The 17,769-nt window shown below is 68.1% G+C and carries 15 protein-coding genes and 1 pseudogene; all 16 read right to left on the bottom strand.

The features are described from left to right. Positions 1–400: pseudogene (locus AB8A24_RS19710) on the bottom strand (hypothetical protein); the annotation flags it as partial. 343 nt (positions 401–743) lie between these two features. Next, complete coding sequence (locus tag AB8A24_RS19715; RefSeq protein WP_328961813.1) at positions 744–1,127, bottom strand: DUF6113 family protein; 384 nt, start codon at positions 1,125–1,127, stop codon at positions 744–746. Continuing rightward, the gene (mshB, locus tag AB8A24_RS19720) at positions 1,124–2,020 is read right to left on the bottom strand and encodes an N-acetyl-1-D-myo-inositol-2-amino-2-deoxy-alpha-D-glucopyranoside deacetylase (RefSeq protein WP_369476883.1); all 897 of its coding nucleotides are present in this window, start codon (positions 2,018–2,020) and stop codon (positions 1,124–1,126) included. The genes AB8A24_RS19715 and mshB overlap by 4 nt, the downstream gene beginning before the upstream one ends. 24 nt (positions 2,021–2,044) lie before the next feature. Further along, the gene (locus AB8A24_RS19725) at positions 2,045–2,239 is read right to left on the bottom strand and encodes a hypothetical protein (RefSeq protein ID WP_030012369.1); all 195 of its coding nucleotides are present in this window, start codon (positions 2,237–2,239) and stop codon (positions 2,045–2,047) included. Between the two features lie 352 nt (positions 2,240–2,591). Then, entirely contained in the window at positions 2,592–3,674 is a 1,083-nt protein-coding gene (locus tag AB8A24_RS19730) for an ABC transporter ATP-binding protein (protein ID WP_369476886.1), read from the bottom strand. Next, positions 3,667–4,650, bottom strand: coding sequence for an ABC transporter ATP-binding protein (locus tag AB8A24_RS19735; RefSeq protein WP_369476888.1), 984 nt, complete (start codon positions 4,648–4,650; stop codon positions 3,667–3,669). Before AB8A24_RS19735 ends, AB8A24_RS19730 begins: the two co-directional genes overlap by 8 nt. A gap of 12 nt (positions 4,651–4,662) precedes the next feature. Next, on the bottom strand, positions 4,663–5,589 hold the full coding sequence (locus AB8A24_RS19740) for an ABC transporter permease (protein ID WP_328965863.1): 927 nt from the start codon (positions 5,587–5,589) through the stop codon (positions 4,663–4,665). Between the two features lie 88 nt (positions 5,590–5,677). Next, positions 5,678–6,601, bottom strand: coding sequence for an ABC transporter permease (locus tag AB8A24_RS19745; RefSeq protein ID WP_328961816.1), 924 nt, complete (start codon positions 6,599–6,601; stop codon positions 5,678–5,680). A 31-nt stretch (positions 6,602–6,632) separates the two neighbouring features. Further along, a complete protein-coding gene (locus AB8A24_RS19750) occupies positions 6,633–8,261 on the bottom strand; it encodes an ABC transporter substrate-binding protein (protein ID WP_369476891.1) in 1,629 nt (542 codons plus the stop codon). Between the two features lie 107 nt (positions 8,262–8,368). Further along, positions 8,369–9,295 (bottom strand): GNAT family N-acetyltransferase, encoded by a 927-nt coding sequence (locus AB8A24_RS19755; protein WP_328961818.1) that lies wholly within the window; start codon positions 9,293–9,295, stop codon positions 8,369–8,371. Positions 9,296–9,391: 96 nt separating this feature from the next. Continuing rightward, positions 9,392–10,444 carry a dipeptide ABC transporter ATP-binding protein gene (locus tag AB8A24_RS19760; protein WP_328961819.1) on the bottom strand — a complete coding sequence of 351 codons (1,053 nt, stop codon included), beginning with the start codon at positions 10,442–10,444 and terminating at the stop codon, positions 9,392–9,394. Beyond that, positions 10,437–11,486, bottom strand: a complete 1,050-nt coding sequence (locus AB8A24_RS19765; RefSeq protein WP_328961820.1) for an ABC transporter ATP-binding protein — start codon at positions 11,484–11,486, stop codon at positions 10,437–10,439. Before AB8A24_RS19765 ends, AB8A24_RS19760 begins: the two co-directional genes overlap by 8 nt. 51 nt (positions 11,487–11,537) lie before the next feature. Next, positions 11,538–12,461 carry an ABC transporter permease gene (locus AB8A24_RS19770; protein ID WP_328961821.1) on the bottom strand — a complete coding sequence of 308 codons (924 nt, stop codon included), beginning with the start codon at positions 12,459–12,461 and terminating at the stop codon, positions 11,538–11,540. Positions 12,462–12,484: 23 nt separating this feature from the next. After that, entirely contained in the window at positions 12,485–13,411 is a 927-nt protein-coding gene (locus tag AB8A24_RS19775; RefSeq protein ID WP_328961822.1) for an ABC transporter permease, read from the bottom strand. Between the two features lie 197 nt (positions 13,412–13,608). Continuing rightward, positions 13,609–15,261, bottom strand: a complete 1,653-nt coding sequence (locus tag AB8A24_RS19780) for an ABC transporter substrate-binding protein (protein ID WP_369476894.1) — start codon at positions 15,259–15,261, stop codon at positions 13,609–13,611. 472 nt (positions 15,262–15,733) lie between these two features. Further along, entirely contained in the window at positions 15,734–17,638 is a 1,905-nt protein-coding gene (gene typA, locus AB8A24_RS19785) for a translational GTPase TypA (protein WP_266380445.1), read from the bottom strand. Positions 17,639–17,769 lie beyond the last annotated feature (131 nt).

The following is a 17,769-nucleotide window of genomic DNA, read 5'->3' on the forward strand; positions in this document are numbered from 1 at the left end:
CGGCCGCGGCCGGCGGGATCTGGGCCGGGGCGGGAGCCGGTGCGGGGGCCGGGGCCTGGGCGCCCGACTTGCGGGGGGCGAACCAGTTGCTGGTCGGCTCCTCGGGTTCGGCGGCCGGGGCGGGCGCGGGCGCCTGGGCGCGGTCCGGCTCCGGCGCGGCCTCGATGCGGGTCGGCTGCGGTCCGCGCCGCTGCGCGAGCGGCGGCGGGGCCTGCCCGGGCGTGGGCTCCGGGCCCAACTGCTCACCGGCACCGGCCGAGCCGGAGTTGGTGCCCATCGCCTTGCGCACGACCACCGGTGGGATCGGCCGCGAACCCGGGATGTTGATCCGGATCCGGGTCGTCAGGGTGGTCTCGGTCTTGGGCCCGTCGGAATCGGGCGTGGACGGCTTAGAGGTCACAGAGTTCTCCTCCGGAGCGGTCGCCGCAGCGTCCGTGGACGGGTACTGGCCGGTTCCGTACGGCGGTGTCCCCGAGGGGTAGGCGGCTCCACCGTGCCCCTTGGGCCCGGAGGACGAACTGTCGGTTTCACGACTCAAGGCAGGTTCTCCCGGTTGGCTCCGCCGCCCGTCATTCCGTGCGCGGGCAGCTCGGCGGCCCGTCCACCATACTGGCCGCCGCCCGCACGCAACTGACTGGCGGGAATCAGGGGTTCCTGATAGCGCCGGTCAAACCCCTCTGAAGCGCCCGGCGAGCACCCGCGCGCGTTCCCCGACGGACCTCCCTACGAGGTCCGACACCACGTCACTTGGCAGACCGAGCGGCCGAAACCGGCCGATCCAGCGAACCGCGCATCGTGGCACACATCACAGCGAGAACGGTTCCACCCAAAAGGTAGACGTACACGCCGATTCCGGACGAACCGAGGAGGAAGTCCCCCTCGGGGCGCGGAACGCTGAGCATCACGTAGGAGAGGAACCAGCCGGCCGCGGCGCCGCCCACCCCGTAGCCGGTTCCGAGGGCGATCCGGCCGCCGAGGAACAGTCCGAAGACGGCCAGCAGGGCGAGCAGCAGACCGCCGGGGAACCAGAGGCCGACCACCAGCCAGCCGGCCGCGCCGGTCAGCGCGCCCGCGACCAGCATGCCGAGGCAGCCGGCGATCCGCCCGGCCGTCGCCGTGCCGCTCATGCCTCCACCCCCGCGAAGAGGTCGTGTTCGCGTTCGCCCGCCGGGGCGCCCGGCCGGCCCTCGACGAGTTCGTAGTACTCGCGGGTGAACAGCGGCTGCGCCAGGTCGTTGGAGAGGGCGAAGACGGCCCCGTCCACGGCGATCTGGGTGGCGTGGGCCCGCATGGCGGCCGCCTTCGCCGCCACGAAGGTGTCCTCGGCCTCGATCTCGGTGGTGATCCGCTCGTCGGCGACGACCCCCGGCACGTCCCCGGGCGAGCCCACCGCGGGGAAGGGCACCCCGGCCCCGGCGGCGCGCAGCCGGGCGAAGCCCTCCTCGACCACTGAGCGCGGGACGCGGTTCCAGTAGATCTTCCCGACCGTATGGGGCGCGCCGAGGTCGCGCCGGTACGCGGTCTCCGCGGCCAGTTCGGCGGCGCGCATGGCGACCCGGTGGGCCTGGATGTGGTCGGGGTGCCCGTATCCGCCGTCCGGGTCGTAGGTGACGAGCACCTGCGGGCGCAGCTCCCGGATCACCTCCACGAGGTACGCGGCGGCCTCGTCCACGTCGGCGGACCAGAAGGCCCCCGGGCGGTGGTTCTGCGGGGCGCCCATCATCCCGGAGTCCCGGAAGCGGCCGGGGCCGCCGAGGAAGCGGTGGTCGTGGACGCCCAGTTCGGCCATGGCCGCGGCGAGCTCGCCGACGCGGTGGGCGCCGAGGGTGTCGTCGCGGTCGGCCGCCAGGTGGGCGAGCCCGGGCGGGATGACCTCACCCTCCTCGCCCAGGGTGCAGGTCACCAACGCGACGTGGGCGCCTTCGGCCGCGTACTTGGCCATGGTGACGCCGTTGTTGATCGACTCGTCGTCGGGGTGCGCGTGCACGAGGAGCAGACGACGGGCGGGAAGACCGTTCATGGGGCCTAGCCTACGAGGCGAGGCCTAGAACTTGAGGCCACTGATCATGCTCGCCACGTTCGAGGTGAGCTGGCTGAGCGTCGGGGCGATGGTGGAACTCGCCAGGTAGAAGCCGAGCAGTACGCAGACCACCGCATGTCCCGCCTTCAGGCCCGCCCTTCGGACCAGCAGGAAGACGATGATCGCCAGCAGCACCACGGCGGAGATCGAGAGTGCCACGGCGTTTCACCTCCACGTCGAGCGGACATCGGTACGCGTATTCGTGCTCGGCAGGAGTCATACCCACCGTGCGCTACGGATCATAACTATCCGTACCAGCGCATCGATCGAAATCCGGCAGCACGAGGGGCGCATGCCGCGCATGAGTGGGGGCACGGGGAGGCCGGCCGGCGAGGCTGTACGCCTCCCCGGCCGGCTGTCGGCACCCGCACGGCCGCACGGCGTCCAGGTTGCATGCCCCAGATCTCGGGGCAGAAACGGTCAAGTTGCCCCCACGTAAACGGAGTTGCCAGGGGTATCCACCGTTTCCCCACCCGTCGCACAGCGGTGGCCGGAAATGATCGGTATGCGGCTACTCCTTCGCCGGTGGATCCGCCGGTGGCGGGGGCGGAGGCGACGGCGGGGGCGGCTGGTCCGACGGCGGGACCACCTGCTTCTCGGCCGCGAAATGGCAGGCCGACGGGTGCGCCGCCGGGCCCGAGGGGAAGACCTGCGGGACCGCGAGCAGCGGGACCTCCACCGCGCAGCGGGGCTCGGCCTTCCAGCAGCGGGTGCGGAAGGGGCAGCCCGAGGGCGGGTTGGCCGGGGAGGGCACGTCACCGGTGAGGATGATCCGCTCGCGGTGCGCGCGGGCCTCCGGGTCCGGGACCGGGACGGCCGAGAGCAGCGCCTGGGTGTACGGGTGGGTCGGGTGGTCGTAGATCTGGCTGTCGGTGCCGATCTCGACGATCCGGCCCAGGTACATGACGCCGACCCGGTTGGAGATGTGCCGGACGATCGAGAGGTCGTGCGCGATGAAGACGTAGGACAGGTCGAAGTCGCTCTGCAGCCGGTCCAGCAGGTTGATCACCTGGGCCTGGACGGAGACGTCCAGGGCCGAGACGGGCTCGTCGGCGACGATGATCTCGGGTTGCAGGGCGAGGCCGCGGGCGATGCCGATGCGCTGGCGCTGGCCGCCGGAGAACTGGTGCGGGTACCGGTTGATGTACTCCGGGTTCAGGCCGACGACGTCGAGCAGTTCCTGGACCTTCTGCCGGCGCGAGCCCTTGGGGGCCACCTCGGGGTGGATCTCGTAGGGCTCCCCGATGATGTCGCCGACCGTCATGCGCGGGTTCAGCGAGGTGTACGGGTCCTGGAAGACCATCTGGATGTTGCGGCGCACGGCCTTCAGGGCGCGGCCCGACAGCTTGGTGATGTCCTGGCCCTTGTACGAGATCGTGCCCGCCGTCGGTCGCTCCAGGTTGACGAGCATCTTGGCCACGGTGGACTTCCCGCAGCCGGACTCGCCGACGATGCCGAGCGTCTCACCGGCGCGTAGGTCGAAGGAGACCCCGTCGACGGCCTTGACCGCGCCGACCTGCTTGCGGAAGACGATGCCCCGGGTCAGCGGGTAGTGCTTGACCAGGTCCTTCACTTCCAGCAGGGACTCAGCCATGGAGGCACTCCTTCCAGAAGTGGCAGGCGCTGGTCCGCTCCACCGGCGACTCGGTCACCCGGTACAGCGGCGGGACGTCGGTGCGGCACACCGCCTGCGCCATCGGGCAGCGCGGGTTGAAGGCGCAGCCGGGCGGGATGGCCACCAGGTTCGGCGGCAGTCCCTTGATGGCGTAGAGCTCCTGGCCCTTCTGGTCCAGGCGCGGGATGGAGTCCAGCAGGCCGCGCGTGTACGGGTGCGCGGGCGCCTTGTAGATCTCGTGGACCGGGGCCGCCTCGACGATCCGGCCCGCGTACATGACCGCGATCTTGTCGGCGACGTCGGCAACCACGCCCAGGTCGTGGGTGATCAGGATGAGGCCCATGTTCAGCTCGCGCTGGAGCTCGGCGAGCAGGTCCATGACCTGGGCCTGGACGGTCACGTCCAGGGCCGTGGTCGGCTCGTCCGCGATGATCAGGTCCGGCTCCAGGGCCAGCGCCATCGCGATCATGATGCGCTGGCGCATACCGCCCGAGAACTGGTGCGGGTAGTCCCCCACCCGTTCCTTCGCCGCCGGGATCTTCACCCGGTCCATCAGCTCGACGGCCTTGCCCTTGGCGTCCTTGCGGGACATCCCGCGGTGCACCTCGTACATCTCGCCGAGCTGCGCGCCCACGCTCAGGACGGGGTTCAGGGAGGAGAGCGCGTCCTGGAAGATCATGGCCATCTCGGCGCCGCGGACCTTGCGGCGCTCCTCCTCCTTCATCTTGAGGAGGTCCTTGCCCTTGAAGAGGATCTCGCCGCCCGCGATCCGGCCCGGCGGCATGTCGAGGATGCCCATCACGGCCTGGGCGGTGACCGACTTGCCGGAGCCCGACTCGCCGAGCACGGCCAGCGTCTCGCCTTCGGCCACCGAGTAGTTGACGCCGTTGACGGCCTTGGCGACTCCGTCGCGCGTCTTGAATTCCACGTACAGGTCGCGGACTTCGAGCAGCATGTGCGGGGCTCCTCAGCGCAGCTTGGGGTCGAGGGCGTCGCGCACCGCGTCGCCGAGCATGATGAAGGCGAGCACGGTCAGGCTCAGCGCGCCGGCCGGCCAGAGCAGCATGTGCGGGGCGTTGCGGATCTGCGAGGCCGCGTTGGAGATGTCGATGCCCCAGGAGACGGTGGGCGGGCGCAGGCCGACGCCGAGGAAGGACAGGGTGGCCTCCAGGGCGATGTACGTGCCGAGCGCGATGGTGGCGACGACGATGACGGGCGCGACGGCGTTGGGCGCCACGTGCCGGAGCATCATCCGGCCGTTGCCGGCGCCGAGGGCTCGGGCGGCCTGGACGTAGTCGTTCTGTTTGGCGGTGATGACGGAGCCGCGGCCGATGCGGGCGATCTGCGGCCAGCCGAGGAGCACGATGAAGCCGACCACCGGCCAGACGGTGGTGCTGGTGACCACGGACAGGAAGACCAGGCCGCCGAGGACGACGGGGATGCCGAAGAAGATGTCGGCGACCCGGGAGAGCAGCGCGTCGCCCCAGCCGCCGAAGAACCCGGCGAGCCCGCCGAGCAGCGAGCCGAGCAGGGCCGCGCCCAGGGTGGCGCAGACGCCCACGGTGATGGAGGCGCGGGCCCCGTAGACGGTACGGGTGTACACGTCGCAGCCCTGGGTGTCGTAGCCGAAGGGGTGGCCCGGGGAGGAGCCCTGCTGCGATTTGGACAGATCGCACTGCAGCGGGTCGCCGCTCGCGATGAGCTGCGGCCAGATCGAGATGATCACAAGGAAGAGGATCATCAGCGAGGAGATGATGAAGACGGGGTTGCGACGCAGCTGGTGCCAGGCGTCGGACCACAGGGAGCGGGGCTTCTCGCCGGGGCCGGTCCCGCCCCGTGGGCCGGTCTTCTCGATGCCCTCGACGCTCTCGGCCTCGTCCAGGGCCAGATCCATGGGTCCTCCCTGGCCGGTCGGGGAGACGGCCTCGTGCGGGCGGGGCCCGACGGGATCGTAGCCGCCGGGCCCTTCGGGACGCTCAGGGTCAGGCATACCGGATCCTCGGGTCCAGGACCGCGTAGAGCAGGTCGACGAGCAGGTTCGCCAGCAGGAAGACGATGACGAGGATGGTCACGAAGCCGACCACCGTCGGGGAGTTGTTGCGCAGGATGCCCTGGTAGAGCTGGTAGCCGACGCCGTGGATGTTGAAGATCCGCTCGGTGACGATGGCGCCGCCCATCAGCGCGCCGATGTCGGTGCCGATGAAGGTGACGACGGGGATGAGCGAGTTGCGCAGCAGGTGGCGGGTGACGACCCGGCGGCGCGGCAGTCCTTTGGCGACGGCGGTGCGCACGTAGTCGGCCTTGACGTTCTCGGCGATGGAGGTGCGCGAGAGCCGGGTGACGTAGGCGAGGGAGACCAGCGCGAGCACGATGCCGGGCAGGATCAGCTCGTTGAGGGGGGCGTCCGGGGAGACGGTGGGACGCACCCAGCCCCATTTGACGCCGAAGAGGTACTGGAGCAGATAGCCCGTCACGAAGGTGGGCACCGAGATGACCACGAGCGTGGCCACGAGCACGGAGGTGTCGACGCTCTTGCCGCGGCGCAGGCCGCTGATCACGCCGAGGGTGATGCCGATGACGACCTCGAAGAAGATCGCGACCATGGTCAGGCGCAGGGTCACGGGGAAGGCACTGGCCATCAGCTCGGTGACGGGCTGGCCGTTGAAGGCCGTGCCGAAGTCGCCCTGGAAGATCTGGCCCATGTAGTGGAGGTACTGCTCCCACAGGGGCCGGTCGAGGTAGAGGTCCTTGCGGATGCGCGCGGCGGTGGCGGGGTCGGGCGCCTTGTCTCCGAAGAGGGCCGCGACCGGGTCACCGAGCGCGTACACCATGAAGAAGATCAGGAACGTGCTGCCGATGAACACCGGGATCATCTGGAGCAGCCGCCGGATCACATAACGTCCCATGGACTGCTCCAGGATCGATCCGAAACGTGGGTCAGCTGACCTTGATCTGGTCGTACACGGGGACGCTGAACTGGTTGAGCGCCACGTCCGAGAGCCGCTCGGCGTAGCCCGCGCTGCCGTTCTGGTACCAGAGCGGGATGGCCGGCATCTGCGCGGCGAGGATCTTCTCGGAGTCCTGGAACTTGGCGACGGCCTTGGCCTGGTCGCTCTCCTGGTTGGCCTCGTCGACGAGCTTGTCGAAGTCCGCGTTGCTGAACTTCCCGTAGTTGGAGGAGGCCCCGGTGTAGTAGAGGGGCTGGAGGAAGTTCTGGATCAGGGGGTAGTCGGCCTGCCAGCCGGAGCGGAAGGGGCCGGTCAGCTTGAAGCTGCTCTGCTGGTTGCGGAAGTCCGCGAAGGTGCCGATCGGGTTGACCGTGCAGACCGGACCCTCGCCCAGCGCGTTGTTGATGCTGTTGCAGACGGCGTCCATCCAGTCGCGGTGCGAGCCGGTGTCCACGTTGGAGGTCAGCGTGACCTTGCCGCCCGGCAGCCCGCCGGCGTCCGTGATGAGCTTCTTGGCCGCGGCCGGGTCGTAGACGCAGGCGTCGCCGCAGACCGTGGAGGAGAAGCCGCCCGCCTCCCCGAGGGCCGGGGAGGTCCAGTCCTTGGCCGGGGTGCGGGTCTCACGGAAGATCTGCTTGGTGATCTCGTCGCGGTTGATGGCCATCGAGATCCCGCGGCGGACGTTCTCCATGCCCTCCTTGCTCCACTGCGGGTCGTACAGGGGGAAGGTGAGGGTCTGGATGATGAGGGCGGGCTGGTTGATGTACCGGTCGCCGAGGTCGTTCTTGACGTTCTTCAACTGCTGCGCCGGGATGTCGTCGACGAGGTCGAGGTTTCCGGAGATCAGGTCCGTGTAGGCGGTGTTGTTGTCGGTGTAGACCTTCAGGTCCACGCCGCCGTTCTGCGCCTTGTCCGGGCCGGGGTAGGTGTCCCACTTGCGCAGCTTCATGCCGGTGCCCTTGGTGTACGAGTCCACCGTGTACGGGCCGTTGCCGATCGGCTTGTTCAGCCAGCCGGCGTGGTCGGTGAAGAAGGCCTTGGGCAGGGGGGAGAAGGCCTGGTAGCCGAGGGTCTCGGGCCAGGTGGAGAACTTGTTCTTCAGGGCGACGGTGAAGATCTTGGCGTCCTTGACGACCAGTCCGGACATCGTCTTGGCCTTGGGCTCGCCGGAGGCGGGGTGGACGTCCGCGTACCCGACGATGTCGGAGAAGAACGGCGAGTTGTTCTGCTTGTTGCGCACGTCCGCGCCGTAGTTCCAGGCGTCGACGAAGGACTGCGCGGTGACCGGCTCGTCGTTGCTGAACTTCCAGCCGTCCTTCAGCGTGATGGTGAAGTTCTGACTGTCCGTCGTCTCGATCTTCTCGGCGACCATGTCGAGGGCCTCGCCCGTCTTCGGGTCGTAGCGCTTGAGACCCCGGAAGAGCATGTCGAGAACCTTGCCGCCCTGCACCTCGTTGGTGTTGGCCGGCTCCAGCGGGTTCTGCGGGTCACCCCACGAGGAGCTGACGATGCCCGCCTCGCCGCCTCCGCCGCTGTCGCTGCCGCCGCCGCAGGCCGTCGCCGCGAGGGCGACGGCCACCGCACATGCGGCCCACTTGGCGTGGGTGGCTCCGCGCATGGAGTGCCTCCTAGGGATCCCAAGACTCGCTTAGGGGCCAATGTCACCCTATGTGGGGTCCTGCACACTCATGGTTGGACCGATTGCACCCGCGCGTCTCGCCCCTGTCACCCCTGGGGGTGCAAGGAAAGCTCCCACGAGTCGACCGCGTAGTGCACGCCCATGCCGTGCGCCTCGTACAGCGCGAGCGCGCCGGTCTCGTTGTGGGTGTCCACCCCGAGGCCTACGGAGTCCCGGCCGCGCTCCGCGTAGACGGCGAAGCAGTGGCGCAGCAGGAAACCGCCGACGCCTCGGCCGCGTACCTCCTCGGTCACGCCGATGTGGCTGACCCAGGCCATGCTCGTCCGGTCGTCCCGGGTGAGCAGCACGGCCGCGTCGCCGTGGCCGGGCAGGCTCGCGATCCACACCAGGGACCAGTCGATCTTGCGGCCGTCTATGTGGTCGAGCCAGGTCTCGTACGGGCGGTCCACATGGCCGAAGTGCGCGGCGAAGGTTCGCTCGATCAGCGCGTGGGCCCGGTGGCGGTCGGCCTCGTCGTCGGCGCAGTGCCGCAGGGTGAGTCCGGCCGGCCGGGTCGGCGCCGGGTCGGCGGCCGGCGACAGGGAGCGGGTCATCACCTGGTAGCGGCGGATGGTGCGGTAGCCGCGCTCGGAGAGGAGGGAGAGGTCCAGGGTGGGCTTCACGTTGAGCTGGAGCCGCAGTACGCCCTGACCGCCGGTCAGCTCCCGGGCCCGGGCCTCCATGCGCTCCAGCAGCAGGAGGGCGGCCTCGGAGTGACCGGGCAGCACGTAGTGGTCCGCGTCGACGCGACCCGGGCCGGAGTCCGCCCAGACGAGGGCGTAGGCGACGAGTCTCCCGTCCTCGAAGGCGAGCCAGGAGTCGGTGGCCAGGTCCACGTCGGGGGCGTTGAGGTCGGACTCGACCGTGCCCAGATCGGTCTCCGGGCGGCCGATCTCGATCACGTCGACGGCATTGAGCAGGGCGCAGATGTCGGAGGCGTCCCCGGGCCCGGCGGGCCGTACGGTGAGGGTCATGGCGTCACTGTCCGTCGCGGGCTCCCGGGGGCGCAACCGGTTTCCCCGGGCTCCCGCCCCGGGGACGGCCCCGGCCGTTTCGGACGAACGCGTCGGTCAGACGGCCAGGACGGCCTTCTCCTCGGCGAAGTGGCACGCGGACTCGTGCGCGGCCAGGGTGTTGACACCCTTGAAGCGCTCCGGGATCGCCAGCAGCGGCTCCTCGGTGGAGCACTTGTCCTGGGCCTTCCAGCAGCGGGTGCGGAAGCGGCAGCCCGACGGCGGGTTGGCCGGGGACGGGACGTCACCGGTGAGGATGATCCGCTCGCGGCCCTCGCGCGCGTCCGGGTCGGGGACCGGGACGGCGGAGAGGAGCGCCTGGGTGTACGGGTGGGTCGGGTGCTCGTAGATCTCGGCGTCGGAGCCGATCTCGGCCATCTTGCCCAGGTACATGACGCCCACGCGGTCCGAGATGTGCCGGACGATCGAGAGGTCGTGCGCGATGAAGAGGTAGGAGAGGTTGAACTCGTCCTGCAGCTTCTCCATCAGGTTGATGACCTGCGCCTGCACCGACACGTCGAGCGCGGAGACCGGCTCGTCGCAGATGATGATCTCCGGGTTGAGCGCGAGGCCGCGGGCGATGCCGATGCGCTGGCGCTGACCGCCGGAGAACTGGTGCGGGTAGCGGTTGATGTACTCCGGGTTCAGACCCACGACGTCCAGGAGCTCCTGGACCTTGCGGCGCCGGTCGCCCTTCGGGGCCACCTCGGGGTGGATCTCGAAGGTCTCCCCGATGATGTCGCCGACCGTCATGCGCGGGTTCAGCGAGGTGTACGGGTCCTGGAAGACCATCTGGATGTTGCGGCGCACGGCCTTCAGCGCGCGACCGGACAGCTTGGTGATGTCCTGGCCCTTGTAGAAGACCTCGCCGGCGGTGGCCCGCTCCAGGTTCATCAGGAGCTTGGCGACCGTGGACTTGCCACAGCCGGACTCGCCGACGATGCCGAGGGTCTCGCCCTTGTAGAGGTCGAAGGAGATCCCGTCGACCGCCTTGACCGCGCCGACCTGCTTCTTGAACAGGATTCCCTGGGTCAGCGGGAAGTGCTTGACCAGGTTACGGACCTGGAGGATCGGCTCGCGCTCGGTGGCGTTCTTGGTGAGCTCAGCCATGGATCTGGTCCTTCCAGAAGTGGCACGCGCTGCCGCGGCCGGGCAGTTCGGTGCCGTCCTGCTCGGTGACCGGGTGCAGCACCGGGATCTCGGTGCGGCAGATGTCCTGCGCCTTGGGGCAACGGGGGCTGAAGGCGCAACCCGTGGGAATGCGGAGCAGGTTGGGCGGCAGGCCCTTGATCGCGTAGAGCTCCTGGCCCTTCTGGTCCAGGCGCGGGATCGAGTCGAGCAGGCCACGGGTGTACGGGTGGGACGGGCGCTTGTAGATCTCGTGGACCGGAGCGGTCTCGACGATCCGGCCCGCGTACATGACCGCGATCTTGTCCGCGACGTCGGCGACGACGCCGAGGTCGTGGGTGATCAGGATCAGGCCCATGTTCATCTCGCGCTGGAGCTCCGCGAGCAGGTCCATGACCTGGGCCTGGACGGTCACGTCGAGAGCCGTGGTCGGCTCGTCGGCGATGATCAGGTCCGGCTCCAGGGCCAGCGCCATCGCGATCATGATGCGCTGGCGCATACCGCCCGAGAACTGGTGCGGGTAGTCACCCACGCGCGCCTTGGCGGCGGGGATCTTCACGCGGTCCATGAGCTCGATGGCCTTGAGCTTCGCGTCCTTCTTGGACGCGCCCCGGTGGACCCGGAACATCTCGCCGAGCTGATCGCCCACCGAGTAGACCGGGTTCAGGGAGGACAGCGCGTCCTGGAAGATCATCGCCATCTTGTCGCCACGGAGCTTGCGGCGCTCCTCGTCGGACATCTTGAGGATGTCCCTGCCGTGGAAGCGCACCTCGCCGCCGGACACCCGTCCGGGCGGGCTGTCGAGGATGCCCATGATCGCCTGAGCGGTGACGGACTTGCCGGAGCCGGACTCGCCGAGCACGGCGAGGGTCTCGCCGGCGCTGACGCTGTAGCTCACGCCGTTGACGGCCTTGGCGACCCCGTCACGGGTCTTGAACTCGACCTGGAGGTTGTCCACCTCCAGCAGCGGCACGGCGGATCCGCCGCCCGTCTCCGCAACGCTGAGAATCTCCGACGTGGTCACGCCGCCACCTTCGTCCTGCTTGCTGATGTTGTCTCGGGGCATCGGGCTGCCCTACCGGAGCTTCGGGTCGAGTGCGTCACGCAGGCCGTCGCCGACGAAGGCGAAGCCGAGCACGGTGACGACGACGAAGAGGCTGGGGAAGTACCACAGGTAGTCGTTGACACCGATGAAGCCCTGACCGGCCGCCAGCATGTTGCCCCACTCGGGGACGTCGACGGGAACGCCGGCGCCGAGGAAGGACAGCGCCGCCACACCGACGATGGTGGTACCGACGTTGAACGTCGCGTACACCAGCACGGCGGTCAGCGAGTTGGGCAGGATGTGCGTGCGCACGATGCGCCAGCCGCTCGCGCCGAGCGCCTTGGCCGCATGGACGTAGTCCATCTCGCGCACCGACAGGATCGAGCTGCGCAGAAGTCTGGATACGGTGGCCCACGAGAAGATCGCGAGCGAGATGATCACCGGGGTGATGCCGCGGCCGGTGACCAGGATGATGACGACGGCACCGATCATCAGCGGGAACGCGAGGAACACGTCCGCGACGCGCATGACCAGTGTGTCGGCGAAGCCGGAGAAGTAACCGGCGATGGCGCCGAGGGCGACACCGATCAGCACCGCGAAGAAGATCGAGGCGAGGCCGACGAACATGGCCACGCGGGTACCGGCTATGAGGCGCGAGAACATGTCGCGGCCCAGGGCGTCGGTACCCATCCAGTGGGTGCCGTTGGGCGACGCGAGGGTGTTCTCGAGGTCCTGCGCAGCAGGGTCGAACGGGGCGAGCATCTCGCCGAACACCGCCGTCAGGAACAGCAGCGTGATGATCACGAGGCCGACGACGGCCAGCTTGTTCTGGACGTAGCGGTGGCGGATCTCGCCCCACTGGCTCAGTTGCTTGGGTCGGGGTTCGGCCGGGGCCGAAGCGGACGACACGGGGTTCTCGTCCCCGATCGCCGGGCTCGTTGCGAGCTCAGACATGAGGAAATCCTCCTTGGGGGCGGTCAGCTGAGGCGGATACGCGGGTCGAGGGCCGCGTACAGCAGGTCCACGATGAGGCTGAGGACGACGAAGATGGCGACGCTGTAGGTCACTACGCCGATCACGATCGGGTTGTTCTGCTGCTGAATCGCCTGAACCAGTGCCAGACCGACACCGTCCCAGTTGAAGATCGCCTCAGTGATGAGCGCACCACCGAGGAGTCCGCCGAACGAGATGCCCAGGTAGGTGACCACGGGGATGGACGAATTGCGCAGCACGTGCTTGAAGAGCACGCGCCGGCGCGGAAGTCCCTTGGCCACGGCCGTCTTCACGTAGTCCGCGCGCAGCACCTCGAGCATCGTGCCGCGGGTGAGGCGGGCGACGAAGGCGATGTCGGTGACCGCGAGGGTGACCGCGGGAAGGACCATGCCTTCGAGCTTGTCGCCGCCGAGCTGTGGGAACCACTGGAGTTCCACGGCGAAGTACTTCATGAGCAGCATGCCGATCACGAACGTCGGGAATCCGACGGCCATGGTCGTAAAAAATGTCGTGGCCATGTCCAAGATGCTGTATCTGTAGAGGGCGGCGATGATGCCGACGCCCATACCGAACACCGTGACGAGAACGATGGCCAGCAGGGCCAGCTTCGCGGTGTTCTGCAGCTTGGGACCGAGGATTTCGGACACCTCGCGGCGCTGGACGAAGTCCTCGCCGAGGTCTCCGGTCGCGACCTTGGCCACGTAGTTCACATACTGCTCGGGCAGCGACTTGTCGAGCCCGTAACGCGCCTTCAGTTCCGCGACCACTGCGGGGTCGCGTGCCTTGTCGCTGCCCGCGATCGAACCCACGGGATCACCGGGGAGAACGAACAGACACGCGAACAGAACCATGGTCGCGCCGATGAGGACTATGACCATCTGCCCGAGGCGACGGGCGACGTACCTTCCCATGTTTTGCCTCTCTACCTGGCCGCTTCTGGGAGCAGCGGCCTCCGACCCAAGGAACGGGCCGGCTCTCGGCCAGCGGGGATTGCCCGCGGATGTGAGGGGTGCCGAAGTAAAAACGGCCTGCCGAGCGGGGCCGCGGCCCACCGGTCTCCCGGGGGCCGCGGCGCGTGCGCTCCTGGCGGATATACCGCCCGAACCGATTACTTCTTGATCGAGATCTTCTCGAGGATCGGGTCCTCGTTGAAGTTGATGTCGTCCAGACCGTTGAACTTGTCCGTCGCCATCAGGCGGAACTGGGAACGGTTGAAGGTCGGGATGAGGGCCATGTCGTCCATGGCCATCTTCTCGGCCTGCTTGTACATCGCCAGACGCGCGGCCTCGTCCTTGGTGCCACGGGCCGTGTCGATCAGCTTGTCGAACTCCGGGTTGTTGTAACGGACGCGGTTGTCACCGGTCACGTTGCCCTCGGCGTCCTTGTTCATCGAGGCCGAGTGCAGCAGCGGGAACAGGAAGTTCTCCGGGGTCGGGTAGTCCGCGCCCCACGCGAAGCGGTAGATACCGGTCGCGCCGGAACCCTGCTGCTCCTTGAGCATGCCCGGGAAGTCCTTGCCGTCGAGCTTGACCTTGACGCCGAGAACGTCCTCGAGCTGCTTCGCGATGGCCTGGACCCACTCTTCGTGGCCCGCACCGGTGTTGAAGCTGAACTTGATCTCGGTACCCGGCTTCAGGCCGCCCTTCTCGGCGTACTCCTTGGCCTTGGCGACGTCCTGCTTGACGCAGGAGACGCACAGGTCCTTCTGGTACGCCTTCGGGAACGCCGGCGGCACGATGGTCGTCGACGGGGTCTGGTAGCCCTGGAAGACACCCTTGGCGATGGCCTGACGGTCGATCGCGTAGGAGATCGCCAGACGGGCGTCCTTGTTGTTGGTCGGGCCGTTGTCACCGATCGGCAGAACGAAGTTCATGCCGTTGGTGTCCTTGGCGAACCACTTGTTCTGCGGCTTGTACTTCGCCTCGGCCGTCTTCAGCATCGGCGTCGGGATGTGCGCGTAGTCGAAGGTGCCGGCCTGGAAGCCGTCGTACTCGAGCTGCTGCGCGGTCTTGTCGTTGAGGAGGGTGACCTGGACCTTCTCCAGGGACGCCTTCTGCAGACCGTAGCTGTCGTTACGGACGAGGTTGATCGCCTTGTTGTGCTCCCACGTGCCGTCCATCTTGAACGGACCGTTACCGACGGGGGCCTCGCCGAACGCCTTGTCCTCTTCGCCGACCTTGGCGACCTTCGGGACCGGGCTGTAGGCGTTGTGCGCCGTCTTCAGGACGAACTCGCAGTCCGCCTTGGACAGGTCGACCTTGATGGTGGTCGGGTCCGGCGTGGTGACACCGCTGAAGGTCTTGGCGGAGCCGTCCTGCAGCTGCTCGTAACCCTTGATGCCGGCGAAGTGGTACGCCACGTCGGACGCGGCGGCCTTGTGCGCGGCACGGGCCCAACCACGGGCGAACGACTCGGCGTCGACGACCTCGCCGTTGGAGAACTTGGTGTCGGGCTTGATCTTGAAGGTCCAGGACGTGCAGCCCTCGTCCGACGTCGCCGACTCGGCGAGCGCGGGCTCGGCCAGGCCGTCCGGCGTGTTCCCGTACAGGCCGGTGAACAGGGCGTTGGCCAGCAGGACACCGGTGGACTCGTGGGCACGCCCCGGGTCGATGGTGTCGGGCTCCGTGCTACCGAGCCGGAACACACCGCCGTTGGCACTGCCCTTGTCCTTGCTGTCACCGTCACCGCCGCCACAGGCGGTAGCGGCCAGGGCGACGACAACCGCGCCCACGACCCACTTGGCGCTCTTGGCACCGCGCATGGGTTTCCTCCTCATGAGTCCACTGATCGACTTGAGGGGCAAAAAAACCTCGCCGACACCCCTGACGGCGAGCAATTTTCCTGCCCATAGTGTGCTCGTGAGTCGGCGCGATCCCCACATCGCGTGACCCATTGACCCGAGCTCAATGGAGCCATCCTCAGGGACTGCCAGGCCGTAAACCACACTTAAGTGGTCTCGTTTTCACAACATCGATCCGCGTCAGAAACCCGAAATCCGGACAAACGGATAGGAGACAGACACGTGCGAAACGGACGGTTAGCTCATCTTCCGGAGTGTCACGGTCGGTATGCGGACACCTGAACGCAAAAATCCGCTTGACATAAGCGAACAGCCCCTCCCTTCACGGACTCCGTGAAGGGAGGGGCTGCTGCACTACCAGGGCCCTGCGGCCGGCTGCGCCGACCGTTGCCACCGCCCGAGCAAATCCGGGCGAACAGCCTTACGACTGTTGTTACTTGGCGGACTTGGCGCGCGACGCGGTGCGCGAGCGGTCCTTCTGGTCCAGGACGACCTTGCGGATACGGACGGCCTCCGGGGTCACCTCGACGCACTCGTCGTCACGGCAGAACTCCAGGGACTGCTCCAGGGAGAGCTTGCGCGGGGGCACCACGTTCTCGGTGTTGTCCGCGGAAGCCGCACGCATGTTGGTGAGCTTCTTCTCCTTGGTGATGTTCACGTCCATGTCGTCGGAGCGCGAGTTCTCGCCGACGATCATGCCCTCGTACACCTCGGTGCCGGGGTCGGTGAACAGGACGCCGCGCTCCTGCAGGTTGATCATCGCGAACGGCGTGACCGAACCGGCGCGGTCGGCGACCAGCGAACCGTTGTTACGGGTCACCAGCGGGCCGAACCACGGCTCGTGGCCCTCGTGGATCGAGTGGGCGATGCCGGTGCCGCGCGTGCCGGTGAGGAACTCCGTACGGAAGCCGATGAGACCGCGCGACGGGACGACGAACTCCATGCGGACCCAGCCGGAGCCGTGGTTCGACATGTTGTCCATGCGGCCCTTGCGGACGCCCATGAGCTGCGTGACGGCGCCCATGTGCTCCTCGGGCACGTCGATCGTCATGCGCTCGACCGGCTCGTGCACCTTGCCGTCGACCTCCTGCGTGACCACCTGCGGCTTGCCGATGGTCAGCTCGAAGCCCTCGCGGCGCATCTGCTCGACCAGGATGGCGAGCGCGAGCTCACCACGGCCCTGGACCTCCCAGGCGTCCGGGCGCTCGGTCTCCAGCACGCGGAGCGAGACGTTACCGACGAGCTCGCGGTCCAGACGGTCCTTGACCTGGCGCGCGGTGACCTTGCGGTCCTTGACGGCGGACTTGGCGTCCGCGCCCTTGCCGCTGCCGCCACGGCCGACCATCGGGGAGGTGTTGGTACCGATGGTCATGGAGATCGCCGGCTCGTCGACCGAGATCAGCGGAAGCGCGATCGGGTTCTCCGGGTCGGCCAGGGTCTCGCCGATCATGATCTCGGGGAAACCGGCGACCGCGCAGATGTCACCCGGGCCCGCCACCTCGGCCGGCTTGCGGGTGAGCGCCTCGGTCATCATCAGCTCGGTGATGCGGACGTTGGAGATCGAGCCGTCACGCTTGATCCACGCGACGGTCTGGCCCTTGCGCAGCTCGCCCTGCTCGACGCGAACCAGCGCGATACGGCCGAGGAAGTTGTCCGCGTCCAGGTTGGTGACGTGGGCCTGGAGGGGGGCCTCCTCGTCGTACACCGGGGCGGGGACGTGCTCCAGGATGGTGGAGAAGAACGGCTCCAGGTTGGTGCTGTCCGCCGGGACGGTGCCGTCCTCGGGCTTGGTCAGCGAGGCCACGCCGTCACGGCCGCAGGCGTAGACGATCGGGAACTCGATCTGGTCCTCGTCCGCGTCCAGGTCCAGGAAGAGGTCGTACGTCTCGTTGACGACCTCGTCGATCCGGGAGTCCGGGCGGTCGGTCTTGTTGATGCAGAGGATGACCGGCATCTTCGCCTGCAGAGCCTTGCGCAGGACGAAGCGGGTCTGGGGCAGCGGACCCTCGGAGGCGTCCACCAGCAGAACGACGGCGTCCACCATCGACAGACCGCGCTCGACCTCACCACCGAAGTCGGCGTGGCCGGGGGTGTCGATGATGTTGATCGTGATCGGGGCCCCGCCGTCCTTGGGGTGATACTTCACCGCCGTGTTCTTGGCGAGGATCGTGATGCCCTTCTCACGCTCCAGGTCGTTCGAGTCCATCATGCGGTCGTCGAGGTGCTGGTGGGCGGCGAAGGCACCGGCCTGCTTGAGCATGGCATCGACGATGGTCGTCTTGCCATGGTCGACGTGGGCGACGATGGCGACGTTACGGATGTCGTGGCGCGTGGGCACTTCGGCGCTTCTCCCGGGATCGTGGATGGCGTCGCGTACGGTCCGGCACGCGCGCCTCGGCCGGGCGAAAACCTGCCACGGCCTTACCCCATGGTACGTCGAGTGGCGGGAACCGCCTGCCGGGGGTCTGT

It is taken from the genome of Streptomyces sp. BF23-19, assembly GCF_041106355.1.
Classification (GTDB): Bacteria; Actinomycetota; Actinomycetes; order Streptomycetales; family Streptomycetaceae; genus Streptomyces; species Streptomyces virginiae_A.